This is a genomic window from Acinetobacter sp. G18 (assembly GCF_052660225.1).
Genome location: NZ_CP109658.1, coordinates 998,125 through 1,017,843, shown reverse-complemented (window position 1 = coordinate 1,017,843; position 19,719 = coordinate 998,125). Strand labels below are relative to the sequence as shown.

General features: G+C 38.9%; 23 protein-coding genes. 14 read left to right on the top strand and 9 right to left on the bottom strand.

The features are described 5' to 3' along the window. Window positions 1-43: 43 nt before the first annotated feature. From cysT to NE363_RS04785, 4 genes are all read left to right on the top strand, one after another. Window positions 44-877 carry a sulfate ABC transporter permease subunit CysT gene (gene cysT / locus NE363_RS04800; RefSeq protein WP_004699938.1) on the top strand — a complete coding sequence of 278 codons (834 nt, stop codon included), beginning with the start codon at window positions 44-46 and terminating at the stop codon, window positions 875-877. Further along, window positions 874-1,758, top strand: a complete 885-nt coding sequence (gene cysW, locus NE363_RS04795) for a sulfate ABC transporter permease subunit CysW (protein ID WP_002052783.1) — start codon at window positions 874-876, stop codon at window positions 1,756-1,758. Before cysT ends, cysW begins: the two co-directional genes overlap by 4 nt. A gap of 11 nt (window positions 1,759-1,769) precedes the next feature. Beyond that, entirely contained in the window at window positions 1,770-2,831 is a 1,062-nt protein-coding gene (locus tag NE363_RS04790; RefSeq protein ID WP_002052588.1) for a sulfate/molybdate ABC transporter ATP-binding protein, read from the top strand. Window positions 2,832-2,902: 71 nt separating this feature from the next. Then, on the top strand, window positions 2,903-3,826 hold the full coding sequence (locus tag NE363_RS04785; protein ID WP_019457256.1) for a CysB family HTH-type transcriptional regulator: 924 nt from the start codon (window positions 2,903-2,905) through the stop codon (window positions 3,824-3,826). Window positions 3,827-3,914: 88 nt separating this feature from the next. Here the strand turns inward: NE363_RS04785 and carO are convergent, their stop codons facing one another. Next, the gene (gene carO / locus NE363_RS04780) at window positions 3,915-4,664 is read right to left on the bottom strand and encodes an ornithine uptake porin CarO type 1 (protein WP_019457257.1); all 750 of its coding nucleotides are present in this window, start codon (window positions 4,662-4,664) and stop codon (window positions 3,915-3,917) included. 284 nt (window positions 4,665-4,948) lie between these two features. Between carO and dapD the strand changes: the two genes are divergently transcribed. From dapD to NE363_RS04740, 8 genes are all read left to right on the top strand, one after another. Further along, on the top strand, window positions 4,949-5,770 hold the full coding sequence (gene dapD / locus NE363_RS04775) for a 2,3,4,5-tetrahydropyridine-2,6-dicarboxylate N-succinyltransferase (protein ID WP_004699931.1): 822 nt from the start codon (window positions 4,949-4,951) through the stop codon (window positions 5,768-5,770). 99 nt (window positions 5,771-5,869) lie between these two features. Next, window positions 5,870-6,580, top strand: coding sequence for a 7-carboxy-7-deazaguanine synthase QueE (gene queE, locus NE363_RS04770; RefSeq protein ID WP_134261990.1), 711 nt, complete (start codon window positions 5,870-5,872; stop codon window positions 6,578-6,580). Window positions 6,581-6,620: 40 nt separating this feature from the next. Next, window positions 6,621-7,292 carry a 7-cyano-7-deazaguanine synthase QueC gene (gene queC, locus NE363_RS04765; RefSeq protein WP_001247780.1) on the top strand — a complete coding sequence of 224 codons (672 nt, stop codon included), beginning with the start codon at window positions 6,621-6,623 and terminating at the stop codon, window positions 7,290-7,292. Window positions 7,293-7,305: 13 nt separating this feature from the next. After that, on the top strand, window positions 7,306-7,722 hold the full coding sequence (locus tag NE363_RS04760; RefSeq protein ID WP_445535936.1) for a hypothetical protein: 417 nt from the start codon (window positions 7,306-7,308) through the stop codon (window positions 7,720-7,722). A 90-nt stretch (window positions 7,723-7,812) separates the two neighbouring features. After that, window positions 7,813-8,499: a Dph6-related ATP pyrophosphatase gene (locus NE363_RS04755; protein WP_445535935.1), complete on the top strand. Its 687-nt coding sequence runs from the start codon at window positions 7,813-7,815 to the stop codon at window positions 8,497-8,499. Between the two features lie 17 nt (window positions 8,500-8,516). Next, the gene (locus NE363_RS04750; RefSeq protein WP_107972630.1) at window positions 8,517-8,978 is read left to right on the top strand and encodes a peroxiredoxin; all 462 of its coding nucleotides are present in this window, start codon (window positions 8,517-8,519) and stop codon (window positions 8,976-8,978) included. 119 nt (window positions 8,979-9,097) lie between these two features. Continuing rightward, entirely contained in the window at window positions 9,098-9,667 is a 570-nt protein-coding gene (locus NE363_RS04745; RefSeq protein ID WP_445535934.1) for a CAP domain-containing protein, read from the top strand. An 11-nt stretch (window positions 9,668-9,678) separates the two neighbouring features. Next, window positions 9,679-10,041: a glyoxalase superfamily protein gene (locus NE363_RS04740; protein WP_004699925.1), complete on the top strand. Its 363-nt coding sequence runs from the start codon at window positions 9,679-9,681 to the stop codon at window positions 10,039-10,041. A 4-nt stretch (window positions 10,042-10,045) separates the two neighbouring features. Here NE363_RS04740 and NE363_RS04735 read toward each other — a convergent pair whose 3' ends face one another. The 3 genes from NE363_RS04735 to gstA are packed head-to-tail and all read right to left on the bottom strand — an operon-like array spanning window position 10,046 to window position 11,273. Further along, complete coding sequence (locus NE363_RS04735) at window positions 10,046-10,426, bottom strand: nuclear transport factor 2 family protein (RefSeq protein ID WP_445535933.1); 381 nt, start codon at window positions 10,424-10,426, stop codon at window positions 10,046-10,048. Between the two features lies 1 nt (window position 10,427). Then, complete coding sequence (locus NE363_RS04730; RefSeq protein ID WP_167563163.1) at window positions 10,428-10,640, bottom strand: tautomerase family protein; 213 nt, start codon at window positions 10,638-10,640, stop codon at window positions 10,428-10,430. A 12-nt stretch (window positions 10,641-10,652) separates the two neighbouring features. Then, window positions 10,653-11,273: a glutathione transferase GstA gene (gene gstA, locus NE363_RS04725; protein WP_445535932.1), complete on the bottom strand. Its 621-nt coding sequence runs from the start codon at window positions 11,271-11,273 to the stop codon at window positions 10,653-10,655. Between the two features lie 97 nt (window positions 11,274-11,370). Between gstA and NE363_RS04720 the strand changes: the two genes are divergently transcribed. Further along, the gene (locus NE363_RS04720; protein WP_445535931.1) at window positions 11,371-12,297 is read left to right on the top strand and encodes a LysR family transcriptional regulator; all 927 of its coding nucleotides are present in this window, start codon (window positions 11,371-11,373) and stop codon (window positions 12,295-12,297) included. On the opposite strand, the gene NE363_RS04715 is transcribed toward NE363_RS04720, so the two are convergent. Then, a complete protein-coding gene (locus NE363_RS04715; RefSeq protein WP_445535930.1) occupies window positions 12,289-12,855 on the bottom strand; it encodes a nicotinate-nicotinamide nucleotide adenylyltransferase in 567 nt (188 codons plus the stop codon). The genes NE363_RS04720 and NE363_RS04715 overlap by 9 nt on opposite strands. A gap of 109 nt (window positions 12,856-12,964) precedes the next feature. On the opposite strand from NE363_RS04715, the gene NE363_RS04710 reads away from it, so the two are divergent. Continuing rightward, a complete protein-coding gene (locus NE363_RS04710) occupies window positions 12,965-13,765 on the top strand; it encodes an enoyl-CoA hydratase (RefSeq protein WP_445535929.1) in 801 nt (266 codons plus the stop codon). On the opposite strand, the gene NE363_RS04705 is transcribed toward NE363_RS04710, so the two are convergent. The 4 genes from NE363_RS04705 to purL form a co-directional block, all read right to left on the bottom strand. Then, window positions 13,758-14,072, bottom strand: coding sequence for an NGG1p interacting factor NIF3 (locus NE363_RS04705; protein ID WP_311069429.1), 315 nt, complete (start codon window positions 14,070-14,072; stop codon window positions 13,758-13,760). The two genes, NE363_RS04710 and NE363_RS04705, sit on opposite strands and share 8 nt — an antisense overlap. Window positions 14,073-14,140: 68 nt before the next feature. Beyond that, complete coding sequence (locus NE363_RS04700) at window positions 14,141-14,266, bottom strand: KGW motif small protein (protein ID WP_311069430.1); 126 nt, start codon at window positions 14,264-14,266, stop codon at window positions 14,141-14,143. Between the two features lie 198 nt (window positions 14,267-14,464). After that, window positions 14,465-15,670 (bottom strand): multidrug effflux MFS transporter, encoded by a 1,206-nt coding sequence (locus NE363_RS04695; RefSeq protein WP_445535928.1) that lies wholly within the window; start codon window positions 15,668-15,670, stop codon window positions 14,465-14,467. Window positions 15,671-15,752: 82 nt separating this feature from the next. Then, window positions 15,753-19,586 carry a phosphoribosylformylglycinamidine synthase gene (gene purL / locus NE363_RS04690; protein WP_445535927.1) on the bottom strand — a complete coding sequence of 1,278 codons (3,834 nt, stop codon included), beginning with the start codon at window positions 19,584-19,586 and terminating at the stop codon, window positions 15,753-15,755. Between the last annotated feature and the right edge of the window lie 133 nt (window positions 19,587-19,719).

Genomic DNA, 19,719 nt, shown 5'->3' with positions numbered 1-19,719 from the left:
TCGCTTACTGGTTTCAGCAGGCTTTTCTCTTTGAGGAAATATCATGTCGCAGCGATCCCGAGTGCTGCCTGGGTTTGGTCTATCATTGGGCTTCACCCTCGCCTACGTTTCTTTTATTGTGCTTATTCCATTAGCCGCAGTCTTTATCAAATCATTTGGCATCGGATGGGACGGACTATGGGAAATTTTAACCTCTGAACGTATTTTAAAATCGCTTCAACTCAGCTTTAGTTCAGCTTTAATTGCAGCGTTTATTAATGTTGTTTTCGGACTACTTTTAGCTTGGTGCCTTGTCCGTTATAACTTTCCCGGAAAACGTCTGGTTGATGCCTTAGTAGACTTACCTTTTGCACTTCCTACCGCAGTTGCAGGTATTGCACTCACATCACTTTATGCACCGACTGGCTGGATTGGTCAATATTTAGAACCACTCGGTATTCAGGTTGCCTATACACCGATCGGGATTACGCTCGCTTTAGTATTTATTGGTATTCCTTTTATTGTTCGAACTGTTCAACCCGTACTAAGCGATATCGAAACCGAGCTTGAAGAAGCTGCTTCTGCACTTGGAGCAAATCGCTGGCAGACGATTACTAAAATTATTTTGCCAATATTACTACCTGCTCTATTTACAGGCTTTGCTTTAGCATTTGCTCGTGGCGTGGGTGAATATGGTTCTGTAATTTTCATCGCAGGTAACCAGCCGTTTAAAACAGAAATTGCCCCGCTCATGATTATTTCTCGCCTTGAAGAATATGACTATGCAGGTGCAACCACCATTGCAGCGGTCATGTTAGTTCTCTCTTTCATTATTTTATTTGCTATTAATTTACTGCAAGCCTGGGCAAACCGTCGTACAGGGAGAAATATCACATGAACCTACATACCGACAGCAATGCACTTGCTTTGAAGCTACAGTCTCGTGATGCGACTCGTGAACCGACTTGGGTACGTTATACACTCATTACTGTTGCACTGATTTTCTTTCTTAGTTGCTTAATGCTGCCACTTATTTTGGTTTTTGTTGAAGCATTTAAACAAGGCCTTGAAGTTTATGTTCAGGCTTTAATTGATCCAGATACTTTGTCAGCGGTGAAATTAACATTACTCACCGCAGCGATTGCCGTTCCAATTAACGTGATATTTGGTGTTGCCGCTGCATGGGCTGTTTCCAAGTTCCAGTTTAAAGGCAAAGCGATTTTAACCACTATTATTGATATGCCTTTTTCAGTTTCACCTGTTATTGCAGGTTTAATGATTGTACTGATTTTTGGTGCTCAAGGTTGGTTAGGCGGCTGGTTAATGGACCATGACATTAAGATTTTATATGCGGTGCCCGGAATTGTTTTAGCAACCATCTTTATTACCGTTCCTTTTGTTGCACGTGAGCTAATTCCTCTTATGGAAGCGCAAGGAACAGAGGAAGAAGAAGCTGCGATTGTACTTGGTGCCTCAGGCTGGCAAACCTTTTGGAAAGTCACTCTGCCTAACATTAAGTGGGGTTTAATTTACGGCGTGATTTTGTGTAACGCGCGTGCAATGGGTGAGTTCGGTGCAGTATCGGTAGTTTCTGGCCACATCCGTGGTGAAACCAATACCCTGCCACTTCATGTTGAAATTTTATATAACGAGTACACCTTTAGTGCAGCCTTTGCCGTGTCCTCATTACTTGCTTTCTTAGCCTTATTAACACTGGTATTGAAAACTTGGTTAGAACTACATCAAGACAAACCAGAACCGCATTCAACTGATTCGTAAGGAATGAAATCATGAGTATTCAAGTTAAGAATATTGAAAAACACTTTGGTGCATTCCATGCGCTTAAAAATATTTCCCTAGATTTTCCAGAGGGCGAACTAGTTGCGCTACTCGGACCATCTGGCTGCGGTAAAACGACACTACTTCGTATTATTGCTGGCTTAGAGTCAGCAGATGGCGGTCAAGTGTTACTTGAAGGCGAAGATGCAACTAATGTCCATGTTCGCGAACGTCAAGTCGGCTTTGTATTTCAGCACTATGCTTTATTCCGTCATATGACTGTATTTGACAATATTGCCTTTGGTTTACGTGTTCGCCCTCGTGCGACCCGTCCTTCGGAAGCTGAGATTAAAAAACGTGTTACTCGTCTGCTTGACCTAGTTCAACTGGGCTTTTTAGCAGACCGCTACCCTGCTCAGCTTTCTGGTGGTCAACGTCAACGTATTGCTTTAGCTCGAGCACTCGCTGTAGAGCCTCGTGTGCTATTGCTTGATGAACCATTTGGCGCACTAGATGCCAAAGTCCGTAAAGAACTACGTCGCTGGTTACGCAACTTGCATGACGAATTGCATATCACTTCAATTTTCGTAACCCATGATCAAGAAGAAGCTCTTGAAGTGGCCGACCAGATTATTGTGATGAATAAAGGCAATGTCGAACAAATTGGTTCGCCGCGAGAAGTCTACGAAAAACCTGCAACGCCATTTGTATTTGATTTCTTGGGTCAAGCCAATCGTTTTGAAGGTGAACATGCTGGCGGTATTATCCGTATTGGCAATGATCGTATCGAATTACCGACTACAGTTCAGGCACCGCAAGGAAAAGTGATTGCTTTTGCCCGTCCGGATGAGTTACATATTCATTCGCAACCTCAGGCAAATACAATTGAAGCAACTTTTGTACGTGAAGTCTGGATTGCTGGAAAAGTAGTGGCGGAATTACAAGATCGTAATGGACGTTTAATTGAGATTGCTCTGAGCAGTGAAGCTGCAAAACAACATGCATTTAAACCAAATCAAACTGTTTGGGTGAGTGCATCTCAACTTCATCTATTTGCAGATCAAGTTGCTTAAGGAATTATTTGGTGAGGAGCCATCTCGCGGAATTTAAAGCCGTTCCTCACCTCTTTCGAGGAAAAGTGTAAATGAACTTTCAACAATTAAGAATTATCCGAGAAACAGTACGCCAAAATTTTAATTTAACGGAAGCATCTGCCGCGCTATACACCTCTCAATCAGGTGTAAGTAAACATATTAAAGATTTAGAAGATGAATTAGGTGTACAACTTTTCGTTCGTAAAGGTAAACGTTTACTTGGTTTAACTGAACCAGGCCAATCGCTCCTTAGCATTGTGGAGCGTATGCTTGTAGATGCGGAAAATATTAAACGTCTTGCCGATGATTTTAATAAAGTGGATGAAGGTACACTCACGATTGCAACAACGCATACTCAAGCACGTTATGTACTACCACCGATCGTGAATCAATTTAAAAAGCTATTCCCTAAAGTACATTTGATTTTGCAACAAGCCAGCCCCGTTGAAATCTCAGAAATGCTTTTACAAGGTGAAGCAGATATTGGTATTGCGACAGAGTCTTTAACAACTGAAGAAAACTTAGCAAGTATTCCATACTATCAATGGCAACACAGTATTATTACTCCGCAAGATCACCCGCTTGCAAAGCTCAATAAGATTGATCTTGATGCTCTATCTGAATATCCGCTAATTACTTATCACGGTGGTTTTACAGGCCGTTCAAAAATTGATAAAGCATTTGAAGACGCTCAAATCGATGCTGATATTGTAATGTCTGCTCTTGATGCCGATGTTATTAAAACGTATGTAGAACTTGGCATGGGCGTCGGAATTGTCAACGATGTTGCTTACGATGCAGAACGTGACTATCGTTTAAAGCAAATTAAAACTGATATCTTTGGTGTTAACACTACATGGATTGCTGTTCGTAAAGGTCATTTATTACGTGGTTACGGTTATGAGTTTATTTCTTTATGCTCACCCGATGCTGATATTAAAGCGCTTAAGAAAATTGCTTATCCAGATGAATAAAAATTAAGAATAAAATAAAAGAGCTTTTAAGCTCTTTTATTTTACTAAGTACAAAAAAAACGAGCCGAAGCTCGTTTTTTTATATTTATTACCAGTAGAAGTTCACACCAACTTTACCCACTGGTAACCATTTGTATTTGTCATCGTTACGGATTTTATTTGCTTCTTTATCAACTGCATCTTGTGGAAGCGTAGTATTACCTGTTACAGGTGCAAGATTATATTGAGTTAACTGAACTGTTGGATTACCAGTATAGTAAGCACCTACTTCACCGAATACACCCCAGTTTTTATTGATTTTAGGTGCAAAACCAAAACCTACGTAAGGAGCAATATCATTCTCATACTTCATTTTACCGCGAACACCACCTTCCTGACCGGCAACTGCTTGCTGATAATTGTTACCATCAATTGTTAATGTTCCACCATTACCAATACGTTTAGCTAAATCATAATCATTGTCTAAATAAGCAGCACCAGCGGCAATATATAAGCCTTGCGCCCAACGGTTAGTACTCGCGCCCCATGGACGAATTTCAGCATTTAAATAAATGTTGTTATTGTCCATATCTAAGTCGTATTTAGTGCCATTTACTGACACATCATCACGCCAAGAAACGTCACCACCATTATAACCTAATGCTAAACCAACGTATGGGTTTGCTTGCCATAATAAAGCACCACCGTAACCTGTGGTACCAGCCTCAGCACGTACGCCTACTGGAATTAATTGGTTCTTATCGAATGCATAACTGTCATGAACAACAGCTTCATCTGCCATTGCAGCACCAGCAGCAAGTAAAGCTGTAGTTGTCACTAAAACACGTAATACTTTCATCGTTTTCTCCTCAAGAAAAGGCTCTGTTTTTAATTTTTCAGCTTGTGACAAAAATTATATTCAAGAGCATAGAGTCTTTTTTATACAAAAACTGCTAGATTTCTGTTATTTTTTGATACAAATTGAGTTAAATTTTTATTTTCAAATCATTTTTGTGTAAAAAACACTTGATTATCTAATAAGCTTTTCCACTTTAACTCTCGCTTAAAAAGTAACACGTTTTTTCAAAGATTCTTGTCACAAATTAGTGTAAAATCTTTAAAATTTTTTATGGAAGGAAGATCATGTCTCAGCTTTCTACGATCATTGAGCAAGCATTTGAAGACCGCGCAAACTTTACTGCAGCAGATTGCTCAAGCGAAATTCGCCAAGCTGTTGAAGAAGCCATCGCTGGATTAGATAACGGTACACTTCGTGTTGCAGAGAAAATCAATGGTGAATGGGTTGTTCATCAATGGTTAAAAAAAGCTGTTTTATTATCATTTAAACTCAATGACAATAAACCAATCGAGTCATGTGATCTTCGTTTCTACGACAAAGTTGAAACTAAATTCTCTGGTTGGACTGAAGAGCAATTTAAAGCTGCTGGTGTACGTGTTGTGCCTCCTGCTGTTGCTCGTCGTGGTAGCTTCCAAGCTAAAAATGTGGTGTTAATGCCATCTTATGTCAACATTGGTGCTTATGTAGATGAAGGCACAATGGTTGATACATGGGCAACTGTAGGTTCATGTGCTCAAATTGGTAAAAACGTTCACTTGTCTGGTGGTGTAGGTATTGGTGGTGTTTTAGAGCCTTTACAAGCTAACCCAACTATTATTGAAGATAACTGTTTTATCGGTGCGCGTTCTGAAATCGTTGAAGGTGTTATTGTCGAAGAAGGTTCAGTTATCTCAATGGGCGTTTTCATCGGCCAATCAACCAAAATTTATGACCGCGAAACTGGCGAAATCCATTACGGTCGTGTACCAGCAGGTTCAGTTGTAGTTTCAGGCAGCTTGCCATCTAAATGTGGTACTTACAGCTTATATGCTGCAATCATCGTGAAAAAAGTTGATGCAAAAACACGTGCAAAAACTAGCTTGAACGATTTGTTACGCGCTGACTAATTTGTTATAACTCTCTTGCGGAGCCTTAATCGCTCCTCATCTCTACGATCAACACTGATCGTAGAGATTTTATTTTTTATATAATGTGGTATTTCTAGAATGGCTTCCTTACGTTCCTCTGCAATTCCTGTCTCTGACCCTGCGTCTGGTTTACGCATTACCGAGATTTTTTACTCGTTGCAGGGTGAAGCAAATGCCTCTGGTCTACCGACTGTATTTATTCGTCTCACAGGCTGTCCTTTACGTTGTACATATTGCGATACCACTTATTCTTTTGAAGGTGGCGAGCGTTTATCACTTGAGCACATTATTGAAACGGCTGAAAAATATAAAACGCCTTATATTTGTGTGACTGGTGGTGAACCTTTAGCGCAGCCAAATTGCTTAATTTTATTACAACGTTTATGTGATGCAGGTTTTGACGTTTCTTTAGAGACCAGTGGTGCCCTCGATGTGTCAAAAGTAGACCCTCGCGTTTCTAAAGTTCTCGATTTAAAAACTCCAACTTCTGGTGAAGAACATCGTAATCTCATCAGCAATCTTGACTATCTAACCTCACATGACCAAATCAAATTTGTGATTTGTAACCGTGAAGATTATGAATGGTCAAAACAACAAGTTGAAAAATATCAACTGCAAACTAAAGTCAGTACCGTTTGGTTCTCCCCTGCTTTTGCAGTTGAAAAAGGTGCTGTTGGCCTACCACGTTTAGCACGTGATCTGGCACAGTGGATACTGGACGATAAAATGCCTGTTCGTTTCCAACTACAGTTACATAAACTGCTTTGGAATGATGAATCAGGTCGTTAATCGCTCAATAAAATAAATTATTCCGAATATGGAGAAAAATATGCGCCCTCGTGCCATTGTTTTACTTTCAGGCGGCTTAGACTCAACCACTTGCCTAGCTTGGGCACAAGCGCGCTATGAATGTATTGCTATTAGTTTTATGTATGGTCAACGCTCGACCACTGAACTCGATGCAGCAAAAGCATTAGCTCAACGTGCTGGTGTTGAACATCGTGTTATTAATATCGATTTAGCAAATTTAGGCGGATCTGCACTTACAGACCATAACATTGCGGTACCAGAACAATTACAAGAAGGCATTCCTGTAACTTATGTACCAGCACGTAACACAATTTTCCTTTCATATGCCTTAGCAGCAGCCGAAGTATTCAATGCTGAAGCAATTGTGATTGGTATCAATGCTGTTGATTATTCAGGATATCCTGATTGTCGCCCAGAATTTATTGATGCTTTTGCCAATATGGCTCGTTTAGCAACAAAAGCTGGCGTTGAAGGAAAACCACTTAAATTTGAAACACCCCTGTTACATTTATCCAAAGCGAATATTATACGTTTAGGGATTGAACATGGCGTAGACTATAGCCAAACGGTATCTTGCTACCAAGCAGATGCTCAAGGACGTGCGTGTGGCAAGTGTGACAGTTGCCGTTTACGTAAAGAAGGCTTTATCGATGCTGGTGTTACCGATCCAACACGCTACATACCGCAATAAGTAGGTAAAATTTATGAAGTTGTTAAAATCAAATCTTATTCTTTCATCTTTATTCTCAGCAGTTGCACTTATGGCTGGTTCAGCTCATGCAGCTGAAAACCCAGTTCAAGCGGCATATAAAAGCACTAACGTTAAAGGTGCATTAATCAACGTTTGTAAAGACCAAACTGCAAAAGGCGGTAAATTAAGTTCAGCTGAAGTTAGCAAATTCTGTAACTGCCAAGTTGATGCTCAAGGTAAAGTAACTGAAGCTCAAAAATGGGAAATTCAAAGCGCAATCAATGCGAAGAAAAGCCCAAGTTCTTTAGCTTTTGTACAACAACAAAATCGTGATCTTAAAGCATGTTTGGGTCCTCAGTTAACAACTAAACTTGAAAAGTTAACTGAAGATGCGATGAAAGCAGCTCAACAACAAGCTCCTAAAAAATAAGCTTTTATTGAGTCAAATTAAGCCTGCATTTATGCAGGTTTTTTTATAGCTCTGTTAAAATAGCATTGATTTAGTCATTCGAAATAAACCATGCAAGAACAATGGAAAACCAACGCAACTGATAAAAAGTCTATTGTCTCATTTAGTGGAGGTAAAGACAGCTCTCTTGCTCTCTACCAAGCTATGAAAACTGGCAAGGTAATAGGTTTAATTGTTATGCTGGAAGAGCATGGTCAACGTTCTCGTTCGCATGCAATGCCACTTGATATTATTCGAGCACAAGCGCAAGCAATTGGCTTACCCATATTTATGGCTTCATCTAGCTGGAATGACTATGAAAGTAAATTCATTAGCTTACTGAATGAAGCCAAACAAAAAGGTGCAGAGGTGTTGGTTACAGGTGACTTAGATATGCCTGAACATGGTTGTTGGCATGACCGTGTCACTCAAACAGTGGGGCTTAAATTAGGCATGCCACTCTGGCTGCGTCCGCACCGTGAAGTTGTTGAAGAGTTTATTCAACTTGGATTTAAAAGTGTAATTGTCACTGTTAATCTTAAACTAGGAATGAAAGTAGAAGATTTAGGTCAAATTTTATCTTTAGAATATATAGAAGAGCTTGAAAACCGTGGCATTGATCCATGTGGTGAGGGCGGCGAATTCCATACCACTGTCATTGATGGTCCAATTTTTAACAAAGCTATTCCTGTAAGAAAACTCGATATTGTTTATCATGAAGAATACGCTTTTCTACCACTTGAATTAGATCAAATTTAACTTTTAAAGGATAAGAAATGTCTGAAAATATTCAACTGCCAAATCAGGTTTTCCCTACTACACACGGCGAAGTTAATTTGGCTGAAGTCGATAATGAATGGCTGATTATTTACTTCTACCCTAAAGATTCAACACCAGGCTGTACCACACAAGCTGTCGGTTTTTCTTGTTTAAAAGACCAGTTTGATGCTTTGGGCGCTCGTATTTATGGTGTCTCTCGCGACTCGGTAAAAGCTCATCAGAACTTTACAGAAAAGCAGGCACTGACTATTGATCTGATTAGTGATAAAGAAGAAGTGCTCTGTAATCACTTTGATGTCATTAAAGAAAAGAATATGTATGGAAAAAAAGTAATGGGTATTGAGCGCTCTACCTTTATTTTCCATAACAAAACTTTAGTTAAAAGTTACCGTAAAGTAAAAGCTGCTGGGCATGCTGAACAAGTTATAGAAGACTTAAAAACATTACAATCAGCTTAATAAACGTACGTAGAGAAAAGGGAGTCTAATACTCGCTTTTCTCTTGTATAAAAATCACTCAATCAGTTCAATTTGGCGTATGATAAAAATATTAAAATAATTCAAATGAAGGCATGATTATGAGTCTACTAAACGTTTCTATTTTATCGGTTTGTAGTCTTATTTTAACTGCATGTTCTGTAAACTCTTCGAGTATGCCTCCGACTCTTAGTTCTTCTACTCCACAAATTCAGAAATCACCTACAGAAATAAGCTGCCAAGATTTACAAAATCCTGCCTTTCAACAAGCTATTCTTAATACTATTAATCAAATTCGCCAGCAATCACGCCAATGTGGTCAGCAGTATTTTTCTGCAACTACGCCGCTGAGTTGGAATAATAACTTATACCAAGGTGCACTCTCTCATAGTCAAGATATGGCAACACATAACTTTCTTGGACATGTTGGCTCAACAGGACTAGATTTAAAGTCACGTTTAAAACTTTATAATTCACTTGGTAAAGCCAATGGTGAAAATGTTGCGAGTGGACAAAAAACTTTAAATGAAGTAATGACAAAATGGCTAGCAAGCCCTTTACATTGTAGTAACCTAATGAACCCTAAGTTTACAACTTATGCAATCGCTTGTGCTTCGGATCAGTCCGCTAAACAAAAGAGTTACTGGACACAACAATTTGGTACACGTTAAAAGGAAAAATGATGCAATCTGGTTCGATTACCCCTATTTTAAGAATTTTTGATGTCGCGTTAGCTCAATCATTTTATCTTGATTTCTTAGGCTTTCAGCTTGATTGGCAACACCAATTTGAAGATAACTTTCCGTTGTATTTACAAATCTCCAAAGATGATTGCATCATTCATCTCTCTGAGCATTTTGGAGATGCGAGTCCTCATAGTGCAATCCGTATTTATTGGGAACATATTTATGAGTTACATAGTGAACTTAGTCAAAAAGATTATAAATTTTCTAAACCTCAGGTTGAAAAAACAGATTGGGAAACACTTGAACTCAGCATCACCGATCCTTTTTCCAACCGTATTATTTTTTGGGCTGATGCTTAATCATTCAGTCCGCTAAAATTTGATAATGGAATACTTTCGATATAATTCTCCATTGATCATCTTCAAACACAAATGTAAGTGCATCATAAAAATATTTAGGCTGGATAACGCATTCAACATGTACTAGTGCCAACCGTTCATTAATCAAATTGATTGAATTGATTTTATCCTGTCGTGTTTGTCGCTTTGAAGCTGGAGAAATTCGACTCGCAACAATCAGAAAATATTCAGCCATGCTAAGTCGTAGTACGGGTTGCTCGGTTACATTGATATATATAGCATCAGGATGAAAAACATTATTTAGAAGTTGCACATCACAAAAATACAGACCGTCAAAATATTGTTCTAGTTGCTGCTGAATTTCACTAATAGCGTTATTTTGCATTTTAAGTACTCAAACTTTGTCTTTTTCGTATCGCAGAAACAGTTTCACCGGCAACACCCCAGTTATCGGTTTCAACTTCATTAATGACCACAAATGTAGTAGCAGGATCTTTATCAAGTATACGAACCATAAGCTCCGTTGCTTCTCGAATTAATTGTTGTTTCTGCTGTAACGAGACATTTTCTTTAGTAATTTGAATTAAGATATAAGGCATACTCATCTCCTTTTATAATTTTCGTTCATAACAAAGGGATTCGGCTGCAATAGCATCTTGAACTGTTTGACGCTCGGCGATTCTCTGCATAAAATTTGTTAAATACATAAAATTCTTTAGATCAAGCCCAATAAAATCAGCCCAGCGAGTAACGACAAAAAGATAAATATCAGCAATCGTAAAGTTACTTCCTGTTAAATACTTTTGTCCCTTTAGTTGTTCATCAATCCATGAATAGTGCTTATTGAGGATGATGCTATATACACTTTTGCATTGTTCATTATAAGAATCATTGAAAAATGGCGAATACGCTTTATGAATTTCCGAAGCAATAAAGTTCATCCATGAGAGAGTCTTGTAACGATCGGCGGTATTTATTTCAGCTAATAAATCTTTTCGTGACGATTGGTCAACAAGAAATTGGCTAATTACAGCGCCCTCCGTTAACAATGCACCATCATCAAGCTGTAATAACGGTACTTGTCCTTTTTTATTAAGTTGGTAAAAGTCTTCACCCATTTCTGTTAAATGCTGGTGTAAATCAACCTTGATTAATTCAAATGGAAATCCTAACTCTCTTAAAACAATATGTGGCGCTAAAGAACAGGCATTTGGTGAATAAAATAGTTTCATAAAATAACTCCATACAAGGTATGAAAATCATCTTATTGTTTACTTATATGTGCTTAAATAGCCCAGAACTCAAATCATTTTTTACATGGTGTAATAAATGGCTCAACAGCTAAAAAGAATGATGTTTAGTAGCGTAGAGCTATTTTGCTTAGTCGCAGAAAACGAAAGCTTTTCCAAAGCAGCACTTCATGCAGGTGTTAGTCCAGCAGCGGTAAGCCGTTCAATTGCCCGATTAGAAAAACATTTAGCAACACCACTTTTTATGAGAACGACTCGACAAGTACGTTTGACACCACAAGGAAAAATGTATTTTGAGGAATGTAAACAAGCATTAAAGCAAATTTTAGAAGCTGAGCAACAACTTAAAAACCAAAAGCAACAACCCTCAGGTTTGATTCGCTTCAGCATACCGACACCTTATGGGCATTACCGAATATTGCCATTATTAGCAAAATTCTCGCAGCAATATCCCGCCATCGAAGTTGATGTTCAACTAACTAATAAAAATGTGGACTTTATTGCAGAAGGATATGACTTAGCAATTCGTGGACGACAATTTGCTGATTCGAATTTGATTGCACGTCAGCTTGAACAAGCTGAGCTAATTGTGGTGGCTTCACCAGAATATTTAAAAAATTTCGGCACACCGCAGACTCTTGACGATTTGCAGAATCATCAATGCATTCAATTTGTGTTACCTAGTACAGGAAAAAATGTACCTTGGTTATTCAATTCAAATCATCAAACTATTGAATATCAAAGCACAGGTAAGATTCGTTGTTTAGATGATATTTTAGGTACTGTCACCTTAGCAAAACATAGTGCAGGATTATTACAAACCTACCGTTTTATAGTAGAAAAAGAACTTAAAAATGGAGAGTTGCTTGAAGTTCTTACAAAATTTTCAGGAACTTCACGTCCTTTTTCTCTCCTCTACCCACATAAAAAAAACGAATCTTTTCATATTCGTGTTCTTATCAATTTTCTGATTCAAGAATTAAGGCCACAAACTGATTTAATTTAAATTACTTTTATCATCTATGAGATATTTGCGTTGTAGTTCAGCATAAACTTCAGTTTCTTTAAATTCATCTAGAAATTTAATCGTTCCTACTGGAAAAAATTCCGTTTGGATTTCCCCACGATAATATGCTTCACGCATTGGAGTAGCTGAAATAGAATCCTTTAAGCTATCCAGTTCAACCATAATCCACTCAGGAAATAGTCTCAAATAATAAGAAGACTCATCCTTAAAATGCCCAATCAGACCAACTTTTGAGTTCGGTTCTATTACACCATTTACTAATGATTTGACTTGTTTTACCCATTTCTCATCATTATAAACATCGATGACATGTACAAATCGAATACGTTTTTGCTCATCCGGTGAAAAATTTGACAAGATCATTTGCTCGCGCTCTATTGCTAAGAACGGATTCTTGATATTGCGCTCCATTTGAGCAGAGCCTAATGCTAAAACGACATAATGGCTTTGCTGCAAAGCAATTTCAATTGTCTGCATATGAGCCAAATGAAATGGTTGAAAACGCCCTATAAAAACGAGATAGTCAAATGTATACATAATGAGTTTTTCACTTTTTATGAACTCACCAGTTACGCTTATTACAAAAAATATGCGCCATAATGAGAACCTAAAAATCAACAACGTGGTTTAAAGCAAGGATAGTACGATGACACTTAGCTGTATTCAACAACCTCATCAACATTTACAAGCAAATTTAGAAGGTGGCGTACTCACCTTAGCCATAAATCGCCCAGAAGCAAAAAATGCATTATATGGCGAACTTTACTTATGGATTGCTCAAGCGCTTGATGAAGCCGACCAAAATAAAGATGTCCGAGTAGTCGTTTTACGCGGTGTAGAGCAAGATTTTACCGCTGGTAATGACATGAAAGACTTTATGGGTTTTGTACAAAATCCTAATGCAGGTCCAGCAGGTCAAGTTCCTCCATTTGTACTCCTTAAATCTGCTGCCAAATTATCAAAGCCGCTTATTATTGCAGTAAAAGGTGTAGCAATTGGTATTGGTGTTACGATTTTATTACATGCAGACTTAGTTTTTGCTGACAACACTGCCCTATTCCAAATTCCATTTGTAAGCCTTGGCCTTTCTCCAGAAGGTGGTGCTAGCCAACTATTGGTTAAACAAGCAGGTTATCACAAGGCAGCTGAACTACTGTTTACTGCAAAAAAATTCAATGCAGAAACTGCTCTACAAGCAGGCCTAGTGAATGAAGTGGTGGAAGATTCTTATGCAGCCGCTCAGGCAACTGCTCAGAACTTAACAGCATTACCGCTTGCTTCACTAAAACAAACAAAAGCATTGATGAAGCATGATCTAGATAAGATCATTGCATGTATTGATCATGAAGCTGAAATCTTTATGCAACGCGTTCAATCACCTGAAATGCTAGAAGCTGTACAGGCATTTATGCAAAAACGTAAACCAGATTTCTCACAATTTAACTAATATCCAAAATTTGGATAAATTCAAAGGCAGGCTCTTCGTAGGGATGGCTTGCCTTTAATGCTTTCGCAACCTCACTTGCCTTTTCTTCAAGTACAATTGTTTCAACGCGCCATTCTTCAACTTGTTCGAGTTCTCCCAACTCTCCAATATAAGGATCAGCACCTTTGACTGGTTTAAACTGCCCTATCCCTTTGACTTGCCATGCGCAGTGTTCATAGTTACCTATACCCCCTGCTCCAGCAGTAAATATGGACTGTTTAGTCGACTCAAGATGTGACTCAGGTACGTAATAAATCAACTTTAACATGAGTGGAATGACTCAAAACTATTGGACTTGCTTTAAATCATACCGTTAAAAAAGATTCTAAATCAAAGTCAGCTCATCAGTGCCAAATAATTTGCTCCAATAAAAAGAATTTGAATAGCAAGCGCCAAGCCAAATAAGCGCCAACCTCTGTCCTTTGTAGACATCGTTCCTATATGATTTTTGTTTTTCATCATTTTGATCTCCGATTTTTATCGTTGTTACAGAGAAAGCAAAAATTGAACCAACCTCAAATAAAGCATAAGGGGTTAAATAGTAAGCTGTCTATACTCTTATACGTTTTTTTAAATGCTTCAAGAGCTTCAACAATCTATACGCAACTATTAGTTTGAAGAAATTTGAAAATTCAGTGATTTATCTTCATCCCTATAATTTTAAGCATCCGATTTCTTTAAATATCTATTCTCATATATTGTCATAGCGAAAGCCAAACCACACAAAATGACAAAACCACAGGTCATTGGTATTAATGTCCCGTCATATAATTGCCCAATAATAGAGGCAAGAATAAGTGACAATACAGACGAAGCTGCACCAATAATAGCCGATGCCATTCCCGCAACATGCCCCATTGGCTCCATTGCAATCGCGTTTAAATTACCAAATAAAGTTCCAAATAATAAAAATAAAATGCAGGCATAAAGCATAAACATCCAGAATGACACAGCCACGCCTAAAAGTTGAATTCCTAAGAAAACCAAAGAAATTAAGCACAAACCTAGAAAGCCATAAATACAAATTGGACGCATACCAAACTTCATGACAATTTTAGAGTTGGTAAATGAAGCAATTCCCATCACACCAGCAAGCACAGCAAAGTAAGCACTAAATTCTTGCCCAGTTTTACCAAATTGCTGCATAAAAATTTGTTGAGAAGTTCCCAAATAACCAATAAATCCACCAAAGCAAAAGCCTGCACATAGCAAATAACTCATGGTGGTTTTATTACTTACGACTTCTTTAAAGCCCTCTTGAAATGCTTGTAAACGCATAGGTAAACGGTTTTCAGGAAGTAGCGTCTCTTCTAATCGTAAAGCCACCCATGTCCCAACAACTGTGGCGTAGACCATATATAAAACAAAAATATCACGCCAACCAAAGAAATGGATAATAAGCTGTCCCAGACTTGGTGCAATCGCTGGCGCAACCATAAAGACCATCATAATTAAGGACATGATATGGGCCATTTGAGTACCGCTATATTTATCTCGCACAATCGAAATAGAGGCAACGTAAGGTCCAGAAACCCCAATACCTTGAATAAAGCGCCCTACTAAAAACCATTCAAAACTTTGTGTGGTAAAGCACAATAAACTTCCCAAAAAGTAAATGATGATCCCAGCAAATAAAATGCGTTTACGTCCGATCGCATCAGATAGTGGTCCAGCAATGAGTTGCCCTATCGTCATACCAGAAAAAATACCAATAATGACCCATTGTGTCTGATTATTATTCTTTAAGTTAAAAACTCGTCCAATCTCACCTAAAGCAGGTAAAACTGCATCTATTGAAAAAGAAACAATAGACATGAGTAATGCCATCAGAAGTGCAAACTCACGGAAATGGATTTTTGATTTCATTTTTATTCTCTACTATTTATTCTATTCACATTGTACTACATACAAATAAGCCACCTTACGGTGGCTTATTTCAATTTTTATATTAACCAATAAACTTACGTGCGTTACGGAACATACGTAACCATGCACCATCTTCAGTCCACTCTTCTGGACTCCAAGAGTGTTGAATTGCGCGGAAAGTACGCTCTGGGTGTGGCATCATAATCGTTGCACGACCATCTTTAGACGTTACACCCGTAATCGCTTCCGGCGAACCGTTCGGGTTCAATGGATAATGTTGAGTCGGGTTACCGTGGCTATCAACATAGCGCAATGCAACTTGGTTAGCTGCATTCAAGCTTGCTATGTTAGCTTCGCTTGCAACTGCACGACCTTCACCATGTGCAACAGCAATTGGTAAAATCGAACCTTCCATACCATCAAGTAATACAGAAACAGATTTTTCAACACGAACGTTTACGCTACGCGCTTCAAAAACTTCTGACATATTGCGGTGGAAACGTGGCCAGTGTTCAGCACCCGGAATAAGCGGTGCTAATTGTGACAACATTTGGCAACCATTACAGATACCTAAGCTAAACGTACCTTCACGGTGGAAGAATTGTTCAAACTGATCACGTAACTTCGCATTGAACAATACAGATTTTGCCCAGCCACCACCAGCACCCATTACGTCACCGTAAGAGAAACCACCACAAGTCACTAAACCTTCAAAATCACTTAGGCTAACGCGACCAGCAAGTAAATCACTCATGTGTACGTCAACGGTATTGAAACCAACCTTATCAAAGGCTGCCGCCATCTCAATATGACCGTTTACACCTTGCTCACGCAAGATCGCCATATTAGGACGACGTGTGTTAATGAACGGTGCTTCAATAGGTTCATTCAAGTCAAATGTTGGTTTAGCAATTAAGCCTTGATGTGATTTATCTGCAATTAAAGCAAATTCTTGGTCAGCAGTTTCAACGTTATCACGTAAACGTTGGATCTGATGAGATACTTCAGACCAAGCCTGTTGTAACTCTGCACGCTCTAAAGTCAAACCATTTACAGATAATTGATCTGTGTTGTTTACATGACCAACTACAGCAATTGCATCTTTCAAGCTAGATGCAGCAACTTCTGCTTGTAAAGCGTCCCAATCAGTTGCCTTAATTTGAAGAACTGCACCAATTTCTTCAGCAAATAAACTTGCTGGAGTTTGGTCTTCTAATGCAACACCTAGACGTGAAGCAAACATCATTTCAGCAACAGTTGCGAGTAAACCACCATCACCGATGTCATGGTAAGCTTGAATCAAGCCACGGTTGTTCCAATCTTGAATTAAAGCAAAGAACGCTTTGAAATCATCAAAACTATCAACGTCTGGAGTGATTGAACCGATTGCTTTATATACTTGCGCAAGAATCGAACCACCTAAACGGAACTGGCCTTTAGATAAATCAATACGTACAAGTACTGAATCTTCTAAATTCTTAAGTTCAGGTGTTAAAGTTTTACGAACATCTGTTACTGGAGCAAATGCTGTAATTACACCTGTCATTGGAGATGTTACAGCTTTATCTTCACCGTTTTCGTTCCAAGTTGTACGCATTGAAAGCGAGTCTTTACCTACAGGAATCGCAATTCCTAAAGCTGGACACATTTCCATACCAATCGCTTTCACGCCTTCAAACAATGCTTGGTCTTCACCTTTTTGGCCAGCAGCAGCCATCCAGTTTGCAGAAAGTTTGATATCGCTAATTTGTTCAATGTTTGCACATGCAATATTAGTAATTGCTTCAGCAACTGCCAAACGAGCAGATGCTGCTGGATTTAACAATGCAACTGGTGGACGTTCACCCATCGCCATTGCTTCACCAGTGAAGCCTTGTAGGCTTGTAGTCGTTACTGCTGCATCAGCAACAGGAATCTGCCAACGACCAACCATTTGGTCACGTGCAACCATACCAGTAATTGAACGGTCACCAATAGTGATTAAGAATGACTTAGACGCAACTGTAGGGTTTTTCAATACGCGGAAAATCGCATCTTTCAAATCAACTTTTGAAGCGTCAAATTCGTTACCTTTACGCTCAATTGTTTCATAAGAACGTTGCATACGCGGTGTACCACCAAGCATCACTTGCATTGGGATATCAACTGCATTGTTCTGGAACAATGGATCTTCAACAGTTAAATGACGTGCTTCAGTTGCTTCACCTAACACGGCAAATGGACAACGTTCACGAGCACAGATTGCTTCGAACTGCTCTAAAGACTCTGGACGAATTGCAAGAACATAACGCTCTTGTGCTTCGTTTGACCAGATTTCCATTGGGCTCATGCCCGGCTCTAATGAAGGAATCTTACGAAGATTAAGAACTGCACCTAACTCGTGGTCATTTACAAGTTCAGGCATTGCATTTGATAGACCACCCGCCCCAACGTCGTGTACAGAAACGATTGGGTTGAAGTCTTCTAAGCGCCAGCATGTATCGATCACTTCTTGACAACGGCGTTCCATTTCTGGGTTTTCACGTTGTACAGAAGCAAAGTCAAGGCTTTCACCCATTGTACCGCTGTCTACAGAAGATGCTGCACCGCCACCAAGACCGATTAACATTGCAGGGCCACCCAATACAATGAGCAAGTCACCTGGTTGAATCGCATCTTTTTCTACATGGTCAGGACGGATGTTACCGTAACCACCAGCAATCATGATTGGCTTATGGAAGCCCTTCACTTCACCATTTACATTTTGTTCAAAAGTACGGAAATAACCATTTAATGCAGGACGACCGAATTCGTTGTTAAATGCCGCGCCACCCAATGGACCTTCAATCATAATTTGTAATGGCGATGCCATACGTGAAGGTTTACCGTAGTTTTCTTCCCAAGGTTGTTCAAAACCAGGAATATTTAAGTTAGAAACTGTAAAGCCTGTTAAACCAGCTTTTGGTTTACCACCACGACCAGTTGCACCTTCATCACGGATTTCACCGCCTGAACCAGTAGCAGCACCAGCAAATGGAGAAATTGCTGTTGGATGGTTGTGAGTTTCAACCTTCATTAAAATATGAGCGGCTTGGCTCTTATATTTATAGACAAAATGACCATTTTCATCTGCTTTTGGATAAAAACGCATCGTGTCATAACCAACAATTACAGAAGCGTTATCTTTATATGCTGATAACACATCAGTTGGTGATTCTTTATAAGTATTTTTAATCATTTGGAACAATGATAATGGTTGTTTTTCACCATCAATTGTCCATTCAGAACCGAAGATTTTATGACGACAGTGTTCAGAGTTTGCTTGTGCAAACATCATTAACTCGATGTCATTTGGGTTACGGCCAAGTCGAGTGAACGCTTCAGTTAAATAATCAATTTCTTGTTCAGATAACGCAAAACCAAATTCGTTGTTGGCTTTTACTAAAGCTTCTTTACCTTCACCCAAGATATCAATTGAGTTTAAAGGTTTTGGAGCTGTTTCTGAAAAGAGCGCTTTTGCATCATCAATTTGAGCAAAAACAGTTTCTGTCATACGGTCATGAAGTACTTGTTTTACTTCATTAGAAATTTCAGAAACACCTTTTAACGTAAATAAAAGACCACGTTCTAAACGGTGAACTGGCGTATTGCAGTTCTTGAAAATATCAGTTGCTTTAGAAGACCAAGGTGAAATAGTACCCACACGTGGTGTTACTAAAATCTGAATCTCATCACTTGCAGTTTGACGAAGTTCAAAAGACTCACCGTCATTTAATAATTGCAAAGCAGATTGATGTTGCTGCTCGTTGAGCGCTTGATCAAACAAATAGACCCATTGGCTGTCAAAAGATTGAACAGAACTAATTGACGATAAACGTGTTAATAGTTGAGCTTTCTTAAAAGAAGAATGTGCTGCTGCACCGGCCACGATAAACATGTTGATTTTGGCTCCACGGGCAGGTCTTGTGAACCTTACCGCAATGTGACTTTAGAGAGAGCGCATATTCTACTGTGTCTTGCTAAAATCAGCTAGATGTAGAATCAGTATTCTGTAACCTAATTCTGCAAGA

Bases quoted from the DNA above. Each gene is read 5' to 3' on its own strand.
- NE363_RS04785 (WP_019457256.1), top strand. From the start codon at position 2,903: ATGAACTTTCAACAATTAAGAATTATCCGAGAAACAGTACGCCAAAAT.
- purL (WP_445535927.1), bottom strand. From the start codon at position 19,586: ATGTTTATCGTGGCCGGTGCAGCAGCACATTCTTCTTTTAAGAAAGCT.
- gstA (WP_445535932.1), bottom strand. From the start codon at position 11,273: ATGAAACTATTTTATTCACCAAATGCCTGTTCTTTAGCGCCACATATT.
- queE (WP_134261990.1), top strand. From the start codon at position 5,870: ATGGCTTCCTTACGTTCCTCTGCAATTCCTGTCTCTGACCCTGCGTCT.
- cysW (WP_002052783.1), top strand. From the start codon at position 874: ATGAACCTACATACCGACAGCAATGCACTTGCTTTGAAGCTACAGTCT.
- NE363_RS04750 (WP_107972630.1), top strand. From the start codon at position 8,517: ATGTCTGAAAATATTCAACTGCCAAATCAGGTTTTCCCTACTACACAC.
- queC (WP_001247780.1), top strand. From the start codon at position 6,621: ATGCGCCCTCGTGCCATTGTTTTACTTTCAGGCGGCTTAGACTCAACC.
- NE363_RS04745 (WP_445535934.1), top strand. From the start codon at position 9,098: ATGAGTCTACTAAACGTTTCTATTTTATCGGTTTGTAGTCTTATTTTA.
- NE363_RS04715 (WP_445535930.1), bottom strand. From the start codon at position 12,855: ATGTATACATTTGACTATCTCGTTTTTATAGGGCGTTTTCAACCATTT.
- NE363_RS04755 (WP_445535935.1), top strand. From the start codon at position 7,813: ATGCAAGAACAATGGAAAACCAACGCAACTGATAAAAAGTCTATTGTC.
- NE363_RS04710 (WP_445535929.1), top strand. From the start codon at position 12,965: ATGACACTTAGCTGTATTCAACAACCTCATCAACATTTACAAGCAAAT.
- NE363_RS04790 (WP_002052588.1), top strand. From the start codon at position 1,770: ATGAGTATTCAAGTTAAGAATATTGAAAAACACTTTGGTGCATTCCAT.
- carO (WP_019457257.1), bottom strand. From the start codon at position 4,664: ATGAAAGTATTACGTGTTTTAGTGACAACTACAGCTTTACTTGCTGCT.
- dapD (WP_004699931.1), top strand. From the start codon at position 4,949: ATGTCTCAGCTTTCTACGATCATTGAGCAAGCATTTGAAGACCGCGCA.
- cysT (WP_004699938.1), top strand. From the start codon at position 44: ATGTCGCAGCGATCCCGAGTGCTGCCTGGGTTTGGTCTATCATTGGGC.
- NE363_RS04760 (WP_445535936.1), top strand. From the start codon at position 7,306: ATGAAGTTGTTAAAATCAAATCTTATTCTTTCATCTTTATTCTCAGCA.
- NE363_RS04700 (WP_311069430.1), bottom strand. From the start codon at position 14,266: ATGATGAAAAACAAAAATCATATAGGAACGATGTCTACAAAGGACAGA.
- NE363_RS04720 (WP_445535931.1), top strand. From the start codon at position 11,371: ATGGCTCAACAGCTAAAAAGAATGATGTTTAGTAGCGTAGAGCTATTT.
- NE363_RS04740 (WP_004699925.1), top strand. From the start codon at position 9,679: ATGCAATCTGGTTCGATTACCCCTATTTTAAGAATTTTTGATGTCGCG.
- NE363_RS04735 (WP_445535933.1), bottom strand. From the start codon at position 10,426: ATGCAAAATAACGCTATTAGTGAAATTCAGCAGCAACTAGAACAATAT.
- NE363_RS04730 (WP_167563163.1), bottom strand. From the start codon at position 10,640: ATGCCTTATATCTTAATTCAAATTACTAAAGAAAATGTCTCGTTACAG.
- NE363_RS04695 (WP_445535928.1), bottom strand. From the start codon at position 15,670: ATGAAATCAAAAATCCATTTCCGTGAGTTTGCACTTCTGATGGCATTA.
- NE363_RS04705 (WP_311069429.1), bottom strand. From the start codon at position 14,072: ATGTTAAAGTTGATTTATTACGTACCTGAGTCACATCTTGAGTCGACT.